The organism is Luteimicrobium album, from assembly GCF_030161555.1.
Taxonomy (GTDB): domain Bacteria; phylum Actinomycetota; class Actinomycetes; order Actinomycetales; family Cellulomonadaceae; genus Luteimicrobium; species Luteimicrobium album.
The window spans coordinates 1,153,325-1,168,176 of record NZ_BSUK01000001.1; the positions used below are offsets into that span (position 1 = coordinate 1,153,325).

At 72.6% G+C, this 14,852-nt stretch carries 14 protein-coding genes and 4 pseudogenes; 11 read left to right on the top strand and 7 right to left on the bottom strand.

The window, feature by feature from the left end; all coding sequences use genetic code 11:
• Positions 1–80 precede the first annotated feature (80 nt).
• The gene (locus tag QQK45_RS05885; protein ID WP_284292465.1) at positions 81–1,106 is read right to left on the bottom strand and encodes a LacI family DNA-binding transcriptional regulator; all 1,026 of its coding nucleotides are present in this window, start codon (positions 1,104–1,106) and stop codon (positions 81–83) included.
• Positions 1,107–1,301: 195 nt separating this feature from the next.
• Between QQK45_RS05885 and QQK45_RS05890 the strand changes: the two genes are divergently transcribed.
• From QQK45_RS05890 to QQK45_RS05900, 3 genes and pseudogenes are all read left to right on the top strand, one after another.
• Positions 1,302–3,293: a glycoside hydrolase family 30 beta sandwich domain-containing protein gene (locus QQK45_RS05890; protein WP_284292466.1), complete on the top strand. Its 1,992-nt coding sequence runs from the start codon at positions 1,302–1,304 to the stop codon at positions 3,291–3,293.
• A gap of 473 nt (positions 3,294–3,766) precedes the next feature.
• Positions 3,767–4,234: pseudogene (locus QQK45_RS05895) on the top strand (MFS transporter); the annotation flags it as partial.
• Positions 4,235–4,284: 50 nt separating this feature from the next.
• Positions 4,285–4,869 (top strand): MFS transporter, encoded by a 585-nt coding sequence (locus QQK45_RS05900; RefSeq protein ID WP_284295147.1) that lies wholly within the window; start codon positions 4,285–4,287, stop codon positions 4,867–4,869.
• Positions 4,870–4,903: 34 nt separating this feature from the next.
• On the opposite strand, the gene QQK45_RS05905 is transcribed toward QQK45_RS05900, so the two are convergent.
• Positions 4,904–5,056, bottom strand: a complete 153-nt coding sequence (locus QQK45_RS05905) for a hypothetical protein (protein ID WP_284292467.1) — start codon at positions 5,054–5,056, stop codon at positions 4,904–4,906.
• Between the two features lie 143 nt (positions 5,057–5,199).
• On the opposite strand from QQK45_RS05905, the pseudogene QQK45_RS05910 reads away from it, so the two are divergent.
• Positions 5,200–6,979: pseudogene (locus QQK45_RS05910) on the top strand (pyruvate dehydrogenase).
• Between the two features lie 46 nt (positions 6,980–7,025).
• Here QQK45_RS05910 and QQK45_RS05915 read toward each other — a convergent pair.
• Positions 7,026–7,733, bottom strand: a complete 708-nt coding sequence (locus tag QQK45_RS05915; RefSeq protein ID WP_284292468.1) for an SDR family oxidoreductase — start codon at positions 7,731–7,733, stop codon at positions 7,026–7,028.
• A 77-nt stretch (positions 7,734–7,810) separates the two neighbouring features.
• Between QQK45_RS05915 and QQK45_RS05920 the strand changes: the two genes are divergently transcribed.
• The 4 genes and pseudogenes from QQK45_RS05920 to QQK45_RS05935 all read left to right on the top strand — a co-directional run bounded on the left by QQK45_RS05920 (position 7,811) and on the right by QQK45_RS05935 (position 9,583).
• A complete protein-coding gene (locus QQK45_RS05920) occupies positions 7,811–8,251 on the top strand; it encodes a winged helix-turn-helix transcriptional regulator (RefSeq protein WP_284292469.1) in 441 nt (146 codons plus the stop codon).
• 72 nt (positions 8,252–8,323) lie between these two features.
• Positions 8,324–8,695, top strand: a complete 372-nt coding sequence (locus QQK45_RS05925; protein ID WP_431310235.1) for an SgcJ/EcaC family oxidoreductase — start codon at positions 8,324–8,326, stop codon at positions 8,693–8,695.
• Between the two features lie 68 nt (positions 8,696–8,763).
• Positions 8,764–8,868: pseudogene (locus QQK45_RS05930) on the top strand (sigma factor); the annotation flags it as partial.
• A gap of 247 nt (positions 8,869–9,115) precedes the next feature.
• On the top strand, positions 9,116–9,583 hold the full coding sequence (locus QQK45_RS05935) for a nuclear transport factor 2 family protein (protein ID WP_284294957.1): 468 nt from the start codon (positions 9,116–9,118) through the stop codon (positions 9,581–9,583).
• 72 nt (positions 9,584–9,655) lie between these two features.
• On the opposite strand, the gene uidA is transcribed toward QQK45_RS05935, so the two are convergent.
• Both uidA and QQK45_RS05945 read right to left on the bottom strand, forming a co-directional pair.
• The gene (uidA, locus tag QQK45_RS05940) at positions 9,656–11,485 is read right to left on the bottom strand and encodes a beta-glucuronidase (RefSeq protein WP_284292471.1); all 1,830 of its coding nucleotides are present in this window, start codon (positions 11,483–11,485) and stop codon (positions 9,656–9,658) included.
• A gap of 94 nt (positions 11,486–11,579) precedes the next feature.
• A complete protein-coding gene (locus QQK45_RS05945; RefSeq protein ID WP_284292472.1) occupies positions 11,580–12,344 on the bottom strand; it encodes a DeoR/GlpR family DNA-binding transcription regulator in 765 nt (254 codons plus the stop codon).
• A 57-nt stretch (positions 12,345–12,401) separates the two neighbouring features.
• Between QQK45_RS05945 and QQK45_RS05950 the strand changes: the two genes are divergently transcribed.
• The 3 genes from QQK45_RS05950 to QQK45_RS05960 all read left to right on the top strand — a co-directional run bounded on the left by QQK45_RS05950 (position 12,402) and on the right by QQK45_RS05960 (position 14,001).
• Positions 12,402–13,103 (top strand): NUDIX domain-containing protein, encoded by a 702-nt coding sequence (locus QQK45_RS05950; protein WP_284292474.1) that lies wholly within the window; start codon positions 12,402–12,404, stop codon positions 13,101–13,103.
• A 212-nt stretch (positions 13,104–13,315) separates the two neighbouring features.
• Positions 13,316–13,765 carry a DivIVA domain-containing protein gene (locus QQK45_RS05955; protein WP_284292475.1) on the top strand — a complete coding sequence of 150 codons (450 nt, stop codon included), beginning with the start codon at positions 13,316–13,318 and terminating at the stop codon, positions 13,763–13,765.
• Positions 13,766–13,794: 29 nt separating this feature from the next.
• Entirely contained in the window at positions 13,795–14,001 is a 207-nt protein-coding gene (locus tag QQK45_RS05960) for a hypothetical protein (protein ID WP_284292476.1), read from the top strand.
• A gap of 113 nt (positions 14,002–14,114) precedes the next feature.
• On the opposite strand, the gene QQK45_RS05965 is transcribed toward QQK45_RS05960, so the two are convergent.
• Entirely contained in the window at positions 14,115–14,579 is a 465-nt protein-coding gene (locus QQK45_RS05965) for a PTS sugar transporter subunit IIA (RefSeq protein ID WP_284292477.1), read from the bottom strand.
• Positions 14,579–14,839 (bottom strand): annotated as a pseudogene (locus QQK45_RS05970) (PTS sugar transporter subunit IIB); the annotation flags it as partial. The gene QQK45_RS05965 and the pseudogene QQK45_RS05970, both read right to left, overlap by 1 nt.
• Positions 14,840–14,852: the final 13 nt, after the last annotated feature.

The following is a 14,852-nucleotide window of genomic DNA, read 5'->3' on the forward strand; positions in this document are numbered from 1 at the left end:
TGTCTACCAGACCAGATGCCCGGGCAACAGACCTGACGCTTGCCAGACCCCAACTTTTCGCCGAAGTAGACCTCCGCGGTCTACCTCGGCGGGGCGGTGGAGCCGCGCACGACGAGCTCGGTCGCGAGCGACACGTGGAGCGCGTCGACAGCCTGACCGGCCACGAGCCGCACGAGCAGCGACACGGCCATGCGGCCCATCTCCTCGAGCGGCTGGTGCGCCGTCGTGAGCGCGGGGACGGTGGAGCGCGCGAGGTCGAGGTCGTCGAAGCCGGTCACGGACAGGTCGCCCGGGACGCGCAGCCCGCGCTCCGCCGCGGCCCGCAGGACACCCGACGCGACCTTGTCGTTGAACGCCACGACCGCCGTCGGCGGCCCGCCGGGGCCAGGCTCGTCGAGGAGCTCGCGGGCAGCCGCGTACCCGTCGTCCGCCGTCGGCCGGACGCTGCGCCGCAGGGTCGGGTCGGGCAGCTGGCCGGCGTCCGCGAGCGCCGACGCGTGCCCGGCGAGCCGGGACCGGCTGGCGAGCCACTCGGTAGGCCCGCCGACGACGCCGATCCGCCGGTGCCCGAGGTCCAGCAGGTGCGAGGTGAGCGCGCGGGCGCTGGTGAGGTGCGCCGCGGAGACGGTGGGGACGTCGGCGGGCAGGGCGGTCATGGGGTCGACGACGACGAACGGGAACCCGCCCGCGCGCAGCGCCTCGAGCGTGCGCACGGGTTCGGGCGGGAGGACGAGCACGGCGCCGGCGAGGTCGCGGTCGTCGGCGAGTGCGAGGACCGCCGGACGGTCCCGGGCGGTCTCTCCGGTGTCGAGGACGGCGCGGCGGCCGTGGAGCGCGAGGGTCTCGACGACGGCCGTGACGACCCGCCCGAAGTAGTCGTCGAGCACGTAGGGGCAGCGGACGAGGACGGGCGCGTCGGGCGCGCGGCGCGGCGACCGCGGGCTTGCGGGCGCGCCGAGGCGGGCGGCCGTCGTGAGGATCTCCTCGCGGGTGGCAGGGGCGACGGCGGGATGGCCGCTGAGCGCGCGCGACACGGTCCCGACGGAGTACCCGGTGGCGTCGGCGACCTGCCGGACGGTGACCCGGCCGCTGGGCCGCCTACCCATCGCCGCGCGCCTCGTTGCGTTCCACGGATGGATCATAAACGACGGACTGGGACGCGTTGACATCCAGCCAGAACAGGTGCATCGATGAGAGAAGACGGCGCCTGGGACGCAGATGTTCCATGGAGTGTTCCACGACGGAGCGCTCCGCGGGCGCCGCGGCAGGGGAGCCACCGCTCGACGACGAGAGGAACGACCATGACGTCACCGACGCCACCATCCACCGCGCACCATCCGCGACGCCGCGCCGCCGTGGCGGGCACCGCGCTCGCCGCGTCCGCCGCGCTCGCGCTGACCCCGGCGCTCGCCGCGGACGCCCACCCTGGCCACGCCGGCGCCGACGACGTGCGCGTCTGGGTGACCACGCCCGACGGCACGCAGCGCCTCACCGAGCAGGCACCCACCCGGTTCACGACCGGCAGCTCGACCCGCACGACCATCACGATCGACCCCGCCACCACCTACCAGACGATGGACGGCTTCGGAGGCGCCCTCACCGACTCGACCGCGGCCGTGCTCTACCAGCTCAGCCCCGCCGAGCGCACCCAGGCCATGCGGGACCTGTTCAGCCCGTCCGACGGCATCGGCGTCAGCTTCCTGCGCCAGCCCGTCGGGTCGTCCGACTTCACGGCCGCGAGCGAGCACTACACCTACGACGACGTCGCCCCCGGCCAGACCGACCTCGCTCTGAAGCACTTCACCATCGCCCACGACGAGAAGCAGATCCTCCCGCTGCTCCGCCAGGCCAAGAAGCTCAACCCGTCCATCCAGGTCGTCGCGACCCCCTGGTCGCCGCCCGCCTGGATGAAGACGAACGACTCGCTCGTCGGCGGCCGCCTCAAGGACGACCCCGCGTACTACGACGCGTACGCCCGCTACCTCGTGAAGTACGTCAAGGCGTACGCCGCCGCCGGCGTCCCCGTCGACTACCTGACCGTCCAGAACGAGCCCCAGAACCGGACCCCCTCCGAGTACCCGGGCACCGACATGGGCGTCAAGCAGGAGGAGAAGGTCATCGAGGCGCTCGGCCCGCTCCTGAAGAAAGCCAGCCCGCAGACCAAGATCCTCGCCTACGACCACAACTGGTCCACGCACCCCAACGACGCCGCGTCCGCCCCGCCCGACGAGACCGGCGGCGAGACCGACTACCCGTACCAGATCCTCGACTCCGCCGCCGCGAAGTGGGTCGCCGGGACCGCCTACCACTGCTACGCCGGCGACCCCAGCGCCCAGACCGCGCTCCACGACGCCCACCCCGACAAGGGCATCTACTTCACCGAGTGCTCCGGCTCCCACGGCGCCACCGACACCCCGGCGCAGTACTTCAGCGACACCCTCAAGTGGCACGCCCGCACCATCACCCTCGGCACCACCCGCAACTGGGCCAAGACCGTCGCGGACTGGAACCTCGCCCTCGACGACGACGGCGGCCCGCACCTGGGCGGCTGCGACACCTGCACCGGGTTCCTCGCCGTCCACCCCGACGGCACCTACAGCAAGAACGCCGAGTACTACACCATCGGGCACCTGGCGAAGTTCGTGAAGCAGGGCGCCGTCCGCATCGGCTCCACGTCGTTCGGCACCACCGGCTGGAACGGCCAGCTCATGGACGTCGCGTTCCGCAACCCCGACGGCTCCACCGCGCTCGTCGTCCACAACGAGAACGACGACCCGCGGTCCTTCGCGGTCGCCGTCGGCTCGAAGACGTTCGAGTACACGCTCCCCGGCGGGTCGCTCGCGACGTTCACCTGGCCCGCGTCCGCGACCAGCGGCGCGTTCACCGGGACCGCGCTCGCGGGGCTCCTGCCCGTCTCGCTCGCCCACGCCACGGCGACCGCGTCCAGCGCGCCCGACGACGCGAAGCTCGCCATCGACGCCGACGCCTCCACCCGGTGGTCCTCCGGCGCCGCCCAGACCCCCGGGCAGTACGTCCAGCTCGACGTCGGGAAGATCACCGAGCTCCGCCGCGTCGCCGTCGACGCCGGCGACAACCTGGGCGACTACCCCCGCGGCTGGGCCGTCAGCACCAGCCTCGACGGGAAGCACTGGACCACCAAGGCCACCGGCACCGGCGTCGGGCAGCTCACCAACGTCGACCTCCGGCTCACCCTCGCCCGGTACGTGAAGATCACGCAGACCGCGTCGTCGGGCTCCTGGTGGAGTGTGGCGGACGTGCGTCTGTATCGCTGAGGTCACGTCTCCTGCCCGCGGGGTGCGTCCGCGGGCAGGAGGGGCCGGGGACGTGTTGCGCGACCTACCATCCGCCTCGCTCGTTCCTCGCTCGGCTCCCGCCAGACCCGCCACGGTCGCTCAACACGTCCCCGGCCCCTCCTGCCCGCTCTTCTCCCGGCTCGCCGTTGTCGTGACTTCAGCACACAGCCGCGACGTCCGGGTGGTTGCGCGAAGGTTCTGGTACCGTTGTACTAGAAATGCTTCAGGATCCCTCACCCCAGCAGAACGACGAGCCGACCAGCCACGAGCTGGTCGGCTCGTCGCCGTCCCCCGACCCCACCACGCCCCCCGTCGCCGTGCCGTCGCCCGACGGCCGCACGTCGCGCAACCCCTACGCCGCGATCCTGCGCGTGCCCGGGGCGCTGCAGTTCTCGGCGTCCGCCCTCGTGGCCCGGCTGCCCATGTCGATGGTCGGGATCGGCACGGTCCTGATGATCCAGGGGCTGTACGGGTCGTACGCGCTCGCCGGGCGGATCTCCGCCGTGCTGGTCATCGCACAGGCCGTGTGCTCGCCCCAGCTCGCGCGGCTCGTCGACCGCCACGGGCAGCGACGCATCATGCTGCCCATGCTGGCCGTCGCCAGCGTCGGGCTGATCGGGCTGATCGTCACGGCCGTGACGCGTGCGCCCGAACCGCTGCTGTACCTGTTCGCGATCCTCGCGGGCGGCGGCGCCGGCTCGTTCGGCTCGATGGTCCGCACCCGCTGGTCCACCGTCCTCGACGACCCCCGACGCCTCCACACCGCCTACTCGCTCGAGTCCGCGCTCGACGAGGTCGTGTTCGTCGTCGGACCCGTCGTCGCGACGCTGCTCGCCACGAGCGTCGCGCCGTGGTCCGGGCTCGCGGTGCCGCTGGTCGCCGGACTGCTCGGGGGCATGTGGTTCCTCTCGCTGCGCGCGACCGAGCCCGCCCCCGCCCCCGCGCCGCCGACGGCGCCCGGCACCGCTCCGTGCTCCGGAACCCCGCGGCGCTCGTCGTGTGCGTGGTCTTCGTCGCGCTGGGCGTCGTCTTCGGCGCGACCGACGTCTCCACGATCGCCTTCGCCGACGAGCACCACCACAAGCCGTGGGCCGGCGCGATCCTCGCCGTGTTCGCCGCCGGGTCGCTGTGCGGCGGGCTCCTGTACGGGGCCCGGCACTGGCGGTCCGCGCTGTGGAAGCGGTTCGTGCTCGGGATGGTCGTGCTCGCGGCCGGCGTCTCGATGTTCCGGCTCGTCGACTCGATCCCCGCGCTCGTCGGGGTCATGTTCGTGACGGGCTTCGCGATCGCCCCGACGCTGGTCAACGGCAACGGCCTCATCCAGCAGGTCGTCGCGCCCGGACAGCTCACCGAGGGCCTCGCCTGGGCCGGGACCGCGCTCGGGATCGGCGTCTCGATCGGCTCCGCCGTCGCCGGCTCCCGGATCGACGCCGACGGCGCGCGCGCGGGCTACCTCGTGGTGCTCGCCGCCGCAGGGCTCGCCGCCGCGCTCGTCCTCGCGACCGCCGCGGTGCTCCGCCGCAGCGCCCGGATCCGCGTCGAGGCGCACGTCTGAGGCGCACGGCCCCACCGGGGCGTGCCGCACGTCCTCACGCGACGCACGCGAGCGACCGGCCCCTGTCCCCCAACCGGACGACGCGCGCCGCGACGTCCTCGCTCGCGGCCGGACCGCCGTCGTCGTCGGGGTCGGGACCGTCCCACGCCCGTGCCCGGGTGGGCAGGGCCACCAGCTGACCGCTCATCCTGCTCTCCTCGCCTCGGCACGCGAACCGTAGCGGAAAGGACGCATCGGTGGACATGGGGACAAGTCCCCATGTCCGACGACGGGCGCACGTCACACCGCCTCGAACTGCGTCCCCGACGCGGCGGGCGGAGCATGGGAGCCATGGCTCTCGGACGCAAGTCACCCCAGGACAAGCGCAACAAGACCGTCGCGGACCTGCTGGTCGCCCAGCTCATCACGGCCGGCGTCAAGCGGATCTACGGGATCGTGGGCGACAGCCTCAACCCCGTCGTCGACGCGGTGCGGCGGTCCGACGAGATCGAGTGGGTACACGTGCGCCACGAGGAGGTCGCCGCGTTCGCGGCCGCGGGCGAGGCCGAGGTCACGGGCAGCCTCGCCGTGTGCGCGGGGTCGTGCGGGCCCGGCAACCTGCACCTGATCAACGGCCTCTACGACGCGAACCGCTCGCGCGTCCCCGTGCTCGCGATCGCGAGCCACATCCCGAGCGCGCAGATCGGCACGAGCTTCTTCCAGGAGACCCACCCCGACCGGCTCTTCACCGAGTGCTCGGTGTACTCGGAGATGATCTCGTCCGCGGCGCAGGCCCCGCGCGTCATCAACTCCGCGATCCAGCACGCGCTCGGCGGACCCGGCGTCGCGGTCCTCACCATCCCCGGCGACGTCGCCGACCACGACGCGCCCCCGATCGTGCCCGGCATCGACCCCCTGGTCACCCCGCCCGCTCCCCCGCGGTCCATCCCGTCGCCCGACGCCCTGCGCGAGCTCGCCGACGCCATCAACGGCGCCAAGAAGGTCACGATCTTCGCCGGCGCGGGCGTCCGCGGCGCGCACGACGACGTCCTCGCCCTCGCCGACAAGATCGCCTCCCCGTGGGTCACTCCCTGCGCGGCAAGGAGTGGATCCAGTACGACAACCCGTTCGACGTCGGGATGTCCGGCCTGCTCGGCTACGGGTCCTGCTACGACGCCATGCACGAGGCGGACCTGCTGATCCTGCTCGGCACCGACTTCCCGTACGACCAGTTCCTCCCCGCCGACGTGCGCACCGCCCAGGTCGACCTCGACCCCTCCCACCTCGGCCGGCGCACCCGGCTGGACCTCGCCGTCGTCGGGGACGCCGGGGAGACCGTGCGCGGGCTGCTGCCGCTCGTCGACGCCAAGAAGGACCGGAAGTTCCTCGACGAGATGCGCAGGAAGCACGTCAAGTCCCTCACGGGCGTCGTCGGCGCGTACACGAAGGACGTCGAGAAGGTCACCCCGATCCACCCCGAGTACGTGGCCGACATCCTCGACCAGGAGGCCGCCGACGACGCCGTCTTCACCGTCGACACCGGCATGTGCAACGTGTGGGCCGCCCGGTACATCAGCCCGAACGGGAAGCGTCGCGTGATCGGGAGCTTCCTGCACGGGTCGATGGCGAACGCCATGCCGCACGCGATCGGCGCCGCGTCCGCGGAGCCGGGCCGCCAGGTCGTGGCGATGTCCGGCGACGGGGGCTGTCGATGCTCCTCGGCGACCTGCTCACCATCAAGGCCTACGACCTGCCCGTGAAGATCGTGCTGTTCGACAACGCGTCGCTCGCGATGGTCCGGCTCGAGATGCTCGTCGACGGGCTGCCGCAGTTCGGGACGGAGTCGCCGCACTTCGACTACGCCGCGATCGCGAACGCCATGGGCATCCCGGCGGTGCGCGTCGAGCGGCCGCAGGACGTGCGAGGGGCGCTGCGAGGGGCGCTCGACCGGCCCGGGCCGGCGCTCGTCGACGTCGTCACGGACCCGCGGGCGCTGTCGTTGCCGCCGACGATCACCGCCGGACAGGTGCGCGGGTTCGTCGTCGCGATGAGCAAGGAGATCATGGGCAACGGGATGGGCGAGGCCGTGTCGATGGCGCGGTCGAACCTGCGGAACGTCCCGCGGCCCTGAGGCGTCCCCCGCGCACCTCAGCGCGAGGCCGGCCGTACTGGCCGGCTCACGAGGCCTCGCTCAGCTGTGGATAGAGCACCTCCAGCGGGCCGGCGAGCGCCGACCGCACCTGACGGCTGACGTCGTCGACGAGGGCTTCACGCGCCCCTGCCTCGGTGGCGTCCCAGATCGCCGCGACCACCTCGGCGGGATCGTTCTTCTCGACGTCGAGGCCCGCGATCAACGGGGTGTCGGTGTAACCGAGGTGCGCGCCGACGACCTGGGTTCCCTGCGGCGCGAGGTCGAGCCGGAGCGAGTTCGTGATCGACCACAGTGCCGCCTTCGACGCCGAGTACCCGCCAGACAGCGCCAGCCAGCTCAGCACCGACAGCACGTCGACGAGTGCGCCACCACCGTTTCGAGCCAGTACGGGGGCGAACTGCTTGGCCACACGGAGCGCCCCGAAGACGTTCGTGGCGAAGACGTCCTCGACCTCCTCGACCGTCGAGGACAGCAGCGACCTCGCCCCGCCGACCCCCGCGTTGTTGACCACCACGGTCACGTCCGCAGCACGGTCTGCCGCGGCTCGGACGCTCGCGTCGTCCGTGACGTCCAGCTCCAGCGGTACGACCCGGGGATCGTCCCACGCCTGCGGCGTCCGTGCCGTCGCGTACACGCGCGCAGCGCCCCGCGCCAGCGCCTGCGAGACGAACTCGCGTCCCAACCCGCCGTTCGCCCCTGTCACCAGGACCGTCGCGCCGTCCATCTTCGTCATGGCTCCTCCAATACTTGAGTCGATCTTCTGAACCTAGCATGCTGAGTCCATATTTCGAACCTAGGTAGACTCGCCCCATGCTGGGAATCCTTGGAGGCGACGCACGCTGCCCGATCGCCCGGGCCTTGGACGTCGTCGGTGAGAAGTGGACGCTGATGGTCGTGCGGGACGCGCTCGCCGGCGCGACCCGGTTCTCGGAGTTCCAGACGTCCCTCGGGCTGCCGCGGGACGTCCTCGCGGGCCGACTGGACACCCTGGTGGAGGCGGGCGTCATGGCCCGGCACCCCTACAAGCCCGATACTGGCCGCACCCGGGACGAGTACGTCCTCACGCCCGCCGGGCACGAGCTCTCGCTCGTCCTGCTCGCACTCGGGGACTGGGCGGATCGCAACCGGCCGAACCCCGGGACCCCGAACCTGGAGTTCGTCGACCCCGCCGGAGAGCGCGTACGGCCGGCTGCGGTAGCCGGGGACCGCGTCCTTCGGACGGAGGACGTCACCGTGCGCCGCCAGGCCTGAGCCGGGATGAGAGCGCCACCACGAGTTCCTGCGTCCTCGCCGGTACGTACTCGCGAGACCGCCATCGAGACCGTGCTGGCCGGCCCCTACCGGGCGTGGGCCGCCGGTGACGCCGACGCGATGGTCGCCGACTACACGCCCGACGCCACGGCGATCCTGCCCGGCTCGCGCCGCCTCGGGCGCGACGCTATCCGCGACAGCATGGCCCACGGCTTCGCGGGCCCGCTCCGGGGGACCTCGACGTGGAACGAGCACGTCAGCGTGCGTTTCCTCGGCCGGGACGCCGCGGTCGTCGTGAGCGAGTCCGCGATCCTGCCCGACGGCGCGACAACCGCCCCCGAGTCCGGCGGGGTGAACGCGACCTGGGTGCTCGAGAGGAAGGACGGCTCGTGGAAGATCGCGGCGTACCACAACAGCCCGGTGCTGGTCCCGGCCCGGGTGTGACGACGCTCGACGGCTTCGAGGGGCGGCTCGAGCCGCACCGCAGGGAGCTGCTCGCCTACTGCTACCGGATGCTCGGCTCGGTGCACGACGCCGAGGACCTGGTCCAGGACACCTTCCTGCGGGCGTGGCGCGCGCGGGACTCGTACGACGAGTCCCGCGCGTCACTGCGTACCTGGCTCTACCGGATCGCGACGAACGCGTGCCTGACGGCGCTCGAGGGCCGCGCCCGGCGACCGCTGCCGTCGGGGCTGGTCGCGGAGTCGGAGCCGCTCGCTCCGCTCGTCCGCGGCGAGGTGCCGTGGCTCGAGCCGCTCCCCGACGCACTGCTCGGCGCGGGAGCGTGGGGCGCTCGTCCTGCGGGACGTGCTCGCGTTCTCGACAGCCGAGGCCTCAGAGGTACTCGGCACCACGGTCGCCGCCGTGAACAGCGCCCTGCAGCGGGCGCGGGCCGGGATGAAGTCGGCCGGCACGGACCCGGCGCAGGCATCGGAGCCATCGGCGACCGAGCAGCGGGCCTGGCTCGACCGGTACACGGCCGCGTTCGTGAGCGCGGACGTCGAGGCGATCAAGGCGCTGCTCACCGAGGACGTGCTCATGGAGATGCCGCCCATGGTCAACTGGTTCACCGGCCGCGACGGGTACGGGCAGTTCATGAGGTGGGTCTACGGCGTCGGCGGCACGGACTGGCCCACGCGGCCGGTCGCCGCCAACGGGCAGCCCGGGTTCGCGGCCTACCGGCGCGACGGCGACGGCTACGCGCTGCACACGCTCCAGGTCCTCACGGTCACGGCCGACGGCGTCAGCCGGAACTCCGTCTTCCAGGACCCGGTGGTCTTCGCGTCGTTCGGCCTCCCCGGCCGCCTCGACGGCGCGGGCGAGCCCGTGTGAGTCACCGACCACGGGCAATGCGCCCGCCGAGCACGGGCTCCGCGTCCGTCCGGTCGCCAGGACCGGCGGACATCACGCGGTCGGCGCGGACCGCCTCGCGCTCCGCCACCTCTCCCGCAGGAAGTGCGCGGCGGCCTTGGGCCGGCGGTCGCGCGTGAACACGCCCTTCCGGTTCCCGTCGACCCGATGCACGCCGGCGGACGTCTCGAAGTCCGCGAAGTTCCACACGTGCTCGCCGACGACAGCGTCGACGGCGTCGAACACCCGGTGGTTCATGGCGAGGTAGGCGGCCTGGAACTCCTCGGTCCACGGCTCGCCGGTCGCCGAGTGCAGGCCGGCGAGGGTGTCGGCGCCGTACTCGGTGACGACGATCGGCTTGCCGTCGGTGGCCCACGCCTCGAGCTCGGCGCGCAGGTGCGCCTCTGCCGACGCGAGGTCGCCGGTGTCGACATACCACCCGTAATACCGGTTGAGCATGACGACGTCGGCGAGCTCGCTCACGCGGCACGCGCCGTGCGGGGCGGTGGCGACGTTGGCGAAGCCCACCGGACGGGTCGGGTCGAGCTCGCGGGTGAGCTCGAAGAGCGGCTCGAAGTACGCGCGGGCCTCGTCGGTCTCGGACTCGGGCTCGTTCGCGACCGACCACAGCACGACGCACGGGTGGTTCTTGTCGCGCGCGACGAGCTCCCGGATCGCCTGGGCGTGGTTGGCCTGCGCGGCCGCACCGACGGTGTCCGGCCCGAACGTGCGCCCGCGCCCGGGCAGCCCGCCCTGCAGGTCGAAGTTCTGCCCGACGGCCGCGACCTCGTCGATCACGACGACGCCGTGTCGGTCCGCGAGGTCGTACACCTCCTCGGCGTACGGGTAGTGCGAGGTGCGGAACGAGTTCGCGCCGATCCAGTCGAGCAGGGCGAGGTCGTGCACGAGCAGGACGGCGTCGTGGGCCTTGCCGCGGATCGCAGCGTCCTCGTGCTTCCCGAAGCCGCGGAAGCGGAACGGCTCGCCGTTGACGAGGAACTGCGTCCCGCGGACCTCGACTGTACGAATGCCGACCGTCTGGATGTACACGTCCGCGAGCACCCCGTCCGCGCCGACGAGCCGGATCTCGAGGTCGTACAGGTACCCGTCGCCGGGCGCCCACAGGTGCGGCCCCTCGACCCGCAGCGTCCCCGAAGCGCCGATCCCCGCCGCGACCGTCCGACCGTCGCCGTCCCGCAGCTCGACCCGGACTTCGACGCCGCCCACGTCCCGGCCCTCGGCGACGACGTCGTACGCGACCGTCCCGACGACCTCGTCACCGTCACCCGGGCCGCGCGAGACCCCGGTGACGACCGTGACGTCGTCGACGTACGTCGTCGGGGTGGCGTAGAGCCAGACGGACCGGTGCAGGCCCGCGTAGTTGAAGAAGTCGTGGAAGTAGTGCTGCCGGCGCCCGCCGGGCGTCTCGACGACGATCCCCGGCGGGATCGACGCGAACGTCAGCTCGTTGTCGACGCACACCGTGACGCGGAGCTCCGCCCCGGGCGCCCGTCCGGCGAGCAGCCCCGTCAGGTCCGCCTCGAACGGCGTGTAGCCACCCTCGTGCCGGACGACCTCGACGTCGTCGACCCAGACGGTCGCCCGGTGCGTGGCGGACCCGAACCGCAGCACGACCCGCTCCCCCGCCCAGCCGTGTGGCACCCGCACGGTGCGCTGGTACCAGGCCTCCCCGACGTGGAGGCGCACGGCGGCGTCGGGCAGGACGTCGTTGTACGACGCCGGCACGGGCATCTCGAACGCACCCGGCAGCGGCCCGGCGAACCAGCGCTCGTCGCGCCCGACGCCGTCGGGGTCGAGCCGAAAGGACCACAGCCCGTCGAGCCGCTTCGTCTCGCGGGTTGCGGTGTCCTGGGGACGTAGCACGGTGGCTCCTTCAGCGGCTCGTCGGCGGCGGGTCGCCGCGAGCAGCAGCGTACGCAGCCGGTCGACCCGGCGGGCCCCAGGCCCGGGTCGCCGCTCACGATCGCGCGGCGGACAGGACCTCCACGCCGAGTGCGGCGACCTGAGCGACGACGGGGTGGCCGTGACCGGCGTCGGTGATGACCCCGGTGACCTCGCCCCAGGGAAGGACGCGGAACCGTGACGCGGTGCCGAGCTTCTCCGAGGAGGCGAGGACATAGGTCTCCGCTGCCCGCGCGGACAGCACGCGCTTCATCGCCGCCTCGTCGGCGTCCCCGGTGGTGAGCCCCGCCTCGTGGTGGACACCGGTGACGCCGAGCAGGCACAGGTCGGCTGAGACGTTCTGCGCCGCCTCGACCGCGGCGGCGCCGCAGGTCACCGCCGAGTGCTTGAAGACCCGCCCTCCGAGCAGGAAGAGCTCGGCCCGGGGGTGGTCGAGCAGTGCCGCAGCCACCGTCGGGCTGTGCGTGATCACGGTGCACGCAAGATCGGGCGGGATCGCCTGGGCGACGGCGAGCGCGGTCGTGCCACCGTCGAGGATCAGCGCGCAGTCGGGCCGGACGAGACCTGCCGCCACGGCGGCCACCTTGCGCTTGCCGTCGGGCGCCATGGCCTGGCGGGCGGCGTAGTCGACGACGGCCGGCGAGACCGGGAGCGCGCCCCCGTAGACACGTTGGCACAGCCCTTCGGCGGCGAGCTCTCGCAGGTCACGGCGCACGCTGTCCTCGGAGATCCCAAGGTCGACGGCGACGTCCTTCGCGACGACCTTGCCCTCGCTGGCGAGCAGACCGAGGAGGTGGTCGCGTCGCTCGGCTGCCAGCATGCTCGCTCCTGGATCCTTGTTTTTTCCGGGTGTTGCACGTTCTCGCTGTATTGTAGCGTGGTGATCCCCGGCATCGACTCTCCCGACCATCGTGGGCGTACCGGCCTCGACCAGGCTGGACGCGGCCTCGACCGCAACCCCGACATCGTCGTCCGCGACGTCGAGCTCACGTCCCACGGCTGGCACGTCCTGCGACGCACGACCTTCGACTACCGGCGCCGCGATGGACGTTGGGAAAGCCAGCAACGCGAGACGTACGACCGCGGCAACGGCGCCGTCGTTCTGCCCTACGACGCCGCCCGCGGCGTCGTGCTCCTCACGCGCCAGTTCCGCTACCCCGCCTACGTGAACGACCACCCCGACGGCATGCTCGTGGAGGCCGCAGCGGGGCTGCTCGACGCCGACGATCCCGTGACCGCGATCCGTCGCGAGGCGGCCGAGGAGCTCGGCATCACGCTCGGCCCGCTCACCCACGTGCTCGACGCCTACATGAGCCCCGGCTCCGTGACGGAGCGGCTGCACTTCTTCGCCGCCCCGTACACCCCGGCCGACCGCACCGACGCGGGCGGCGGGATCGAGGAGGAAGGCGAAGACATCGAGGTGCTCGAGGTGCCGATCACGGAGGCCCTCGCGATGACCCGTGACGGACGGATCGTCGACGGCAAGACCGTCATGCTCCTGCAGTGGGCGGCGCTCGACGGGCCGTTCGCCGCCGGGGGCGCCAGACACCCGCTCATGACACCCACACAGGACCTGTGAGAGAACGGTTCCAGGTGGGTATCGCCCCCGCGACTGCGGGAGGCATCGGGCGGCCGCCACTCGTGCGGACGGGGGTGAAGCGGGGCTACGGGCTCGAGCTCGCAGAGCCCTGGCTACCGACTGCCCGGTTCGTCCAGGTCCGTTCGTGTTACGCCCCGGGCGTTGGTCGTGCGAGAGTTGCACCAGGTGAGGGGGTCGAGAACGGAGGAGCGATGATCACCGCCGAGGACATCCGGTCCCGAAGGTTCAGCACGACGAAGTTCCGTGAGGGCTACGACATCGAGGAGGTCGACGGCTACCTCGACGAGATCGGGCAGACGCTGGCGTCGCTCGAAGGCGGCACGGCGCCGACGACGCACGGCATCATCAGTCCGGAGGACGTCCTCGCCAAGGTGTTCGACACCGTGAAGTTCCGCGAGGGCTACGCGATCGACGAGGTCGACGACCTGCTCGACGTCGTCGTGCAGACCCTGCAGGAGCACCGGGCGCGCGTGCTCGCGACGGGCGCCCAGCCCGTCGTGCCGGTCCCGCCGGTGCCGCCCGCGACGGGTGCCGTCCCGGCGGTGACGGGTCCCCAGCCGACGGCGCCCACGACCACGGGTTCGCAGCCCGCCATCGAGGCGGTCCGGGACGCCCAGGCGTCGTCGCCCGCCGGGGGCTGACGCCCGCCGCCGCGGTGCGCGCCCAGGGCATGGGAGCCTCGGTCACGCCGACGCCGCTGCCGCCCGACCCGGAGGCTGCGGCACTCGGGACGCGGGTGCTGATCTCGCAGCTCCAGATCGCGACGATCCGCACGCAGGGCAACGACACCGTGGCGGTGACGACGCCGGACGGGACCGTCCTGCGGGTCGTGGCGGTCGACGCGAGCCCCCAGGGCGTCACGCTCCGCCTCGCCTGAATCCCTGCTCCACGCCCCCACCTTCTCTCGACGCCGAACACGGGCTCTGGGTCCGTCCGCTGAAGCGGACGGACCCAGAGCCCGTGTTCGGCGGGCGGAAAGCCCGTGCTCGGTCAGCCGACCTCGAGCAGCCCCGCCCCGGCCGCGACCGACTCCCCGACGGTTGCGACCACCGCGACGGCCTCGGGCTTCTGGTCGAGCGCGACGACCGGGCACACGGCCGACCGGCCCCCGGCGACGACGTCGCCCGGGCTCCAGGTGACGAGCGCCTGCCCGGCCTCGACCCGGTCGCCCTCCGCGGCGTGCAGCGTGAAGCCGGCGCCCTGGAGCTGCACGGTGTCGATGCCGAGGTGCACGAGGATCCCCACGCCGTCGTCCGTCTTCACGACGAACGCGTGCGGGTGGAGCTTCGCGATGGTCCCGGCGACCGGCGCGACGGCCGTCGACTCGGCGGCCGTGCCGGGGTCGATCGCGATCCCGGGCCCCACGAGGGCCGCGCTGAACACCGGGTCGTCGACCTGGGCCAGCTCGACGACCGTGCCGCCGAGCGGCGCCGCGACCGGCAGCACGGCCCCCATCAGCGCAGGTCCTCGATGTCCGACGCGAGGGTGTCGGCCTCGGGGCCGACGATGACCTGGACGACCTTGCCCGACTGGACGACGGCGATCGCGCCGGCCGCCTTGAGCCCGGCCTCGTTCACGCGAGCCGGGTCCTCGACCTCGACGCGCAGGCGCGTGATGCAGGGTTCGAGGTCGACGATGTTGTCGTCCCCGCCGAGTCCGGCGAGGATCTGCTCCGCCTTGCTCATCTGGTGCTCCTTCTCGGTGGAGTCAGGCTTCTGCGCCTGTTCC

Bases quoted from the DNA above. Each gene is read 5' to 3' on its own strand.
- QQK45_RS05885 (WP_284292465.1), bottom strand. From the start codon at position 1,106: ATGGGTAGGCGGCCCAGCGGCCGGGTCACCGTCCGGCAGGTCGCCGAC.
- QQK45_RS05890 (WP_284292466.1), top strand. From the start codon at position 1,302: ATGACGTCACCGACGCCACCATCCACCGCGCACCATCCGCGACGCCGC.
- QQK45_RS05905 (WP_284292467.1), bottom strand. From the start codon at position 5,056: ATGAGCGGTCAGCTGGTGGCCCTGCCCACCCGGGCACGGGCGTGGGAC.
- QQK45_RS05915 (WP_284292468.1), bottom strand. From the start codon at position 7,733: ATGACGAAGATGGACGGCGCGACGGTCCTGGTGACAGGGGCGAACGGC.
- QQK45_RS05920 (WP_284292469.1), top strand. From the start codon at position 7,811: ATGCTGGGAATCCTTGGAGGCGACGCACGCTGCCCGATCGCCCGGGCC.
- QQK45_RS05945 (WP_284292472.1), bottom strand. From the start codon at position 12,344: ATGCTGGCAGCCGAGCGACGCGACCACCTCCTCGGTCTGCTCGCCAGC.
- QQK45_RS05955 (WP_284292475.1), top strand. From the start codon at position 13,316: ATGATCACCGCCGAGGACATCCGGTCCCGAAGGTTCAGCACGACGAAG.
- QQK45_RS05960 (WP_284292476.1), top strand. From the start codon at position 13,795: ATGGGAGCCTCGGTCACGCCGACGCCGCTGCCGCCCGACCCGGAGGCT.
- QQK45_RS05965 (WP_284292477.1), bottom strand. From the start codon at position 14,579: ATGGGGGCCGTGCTGCCGGTCGCGGCGCCGCTCGGCGGCACGGTCGTC.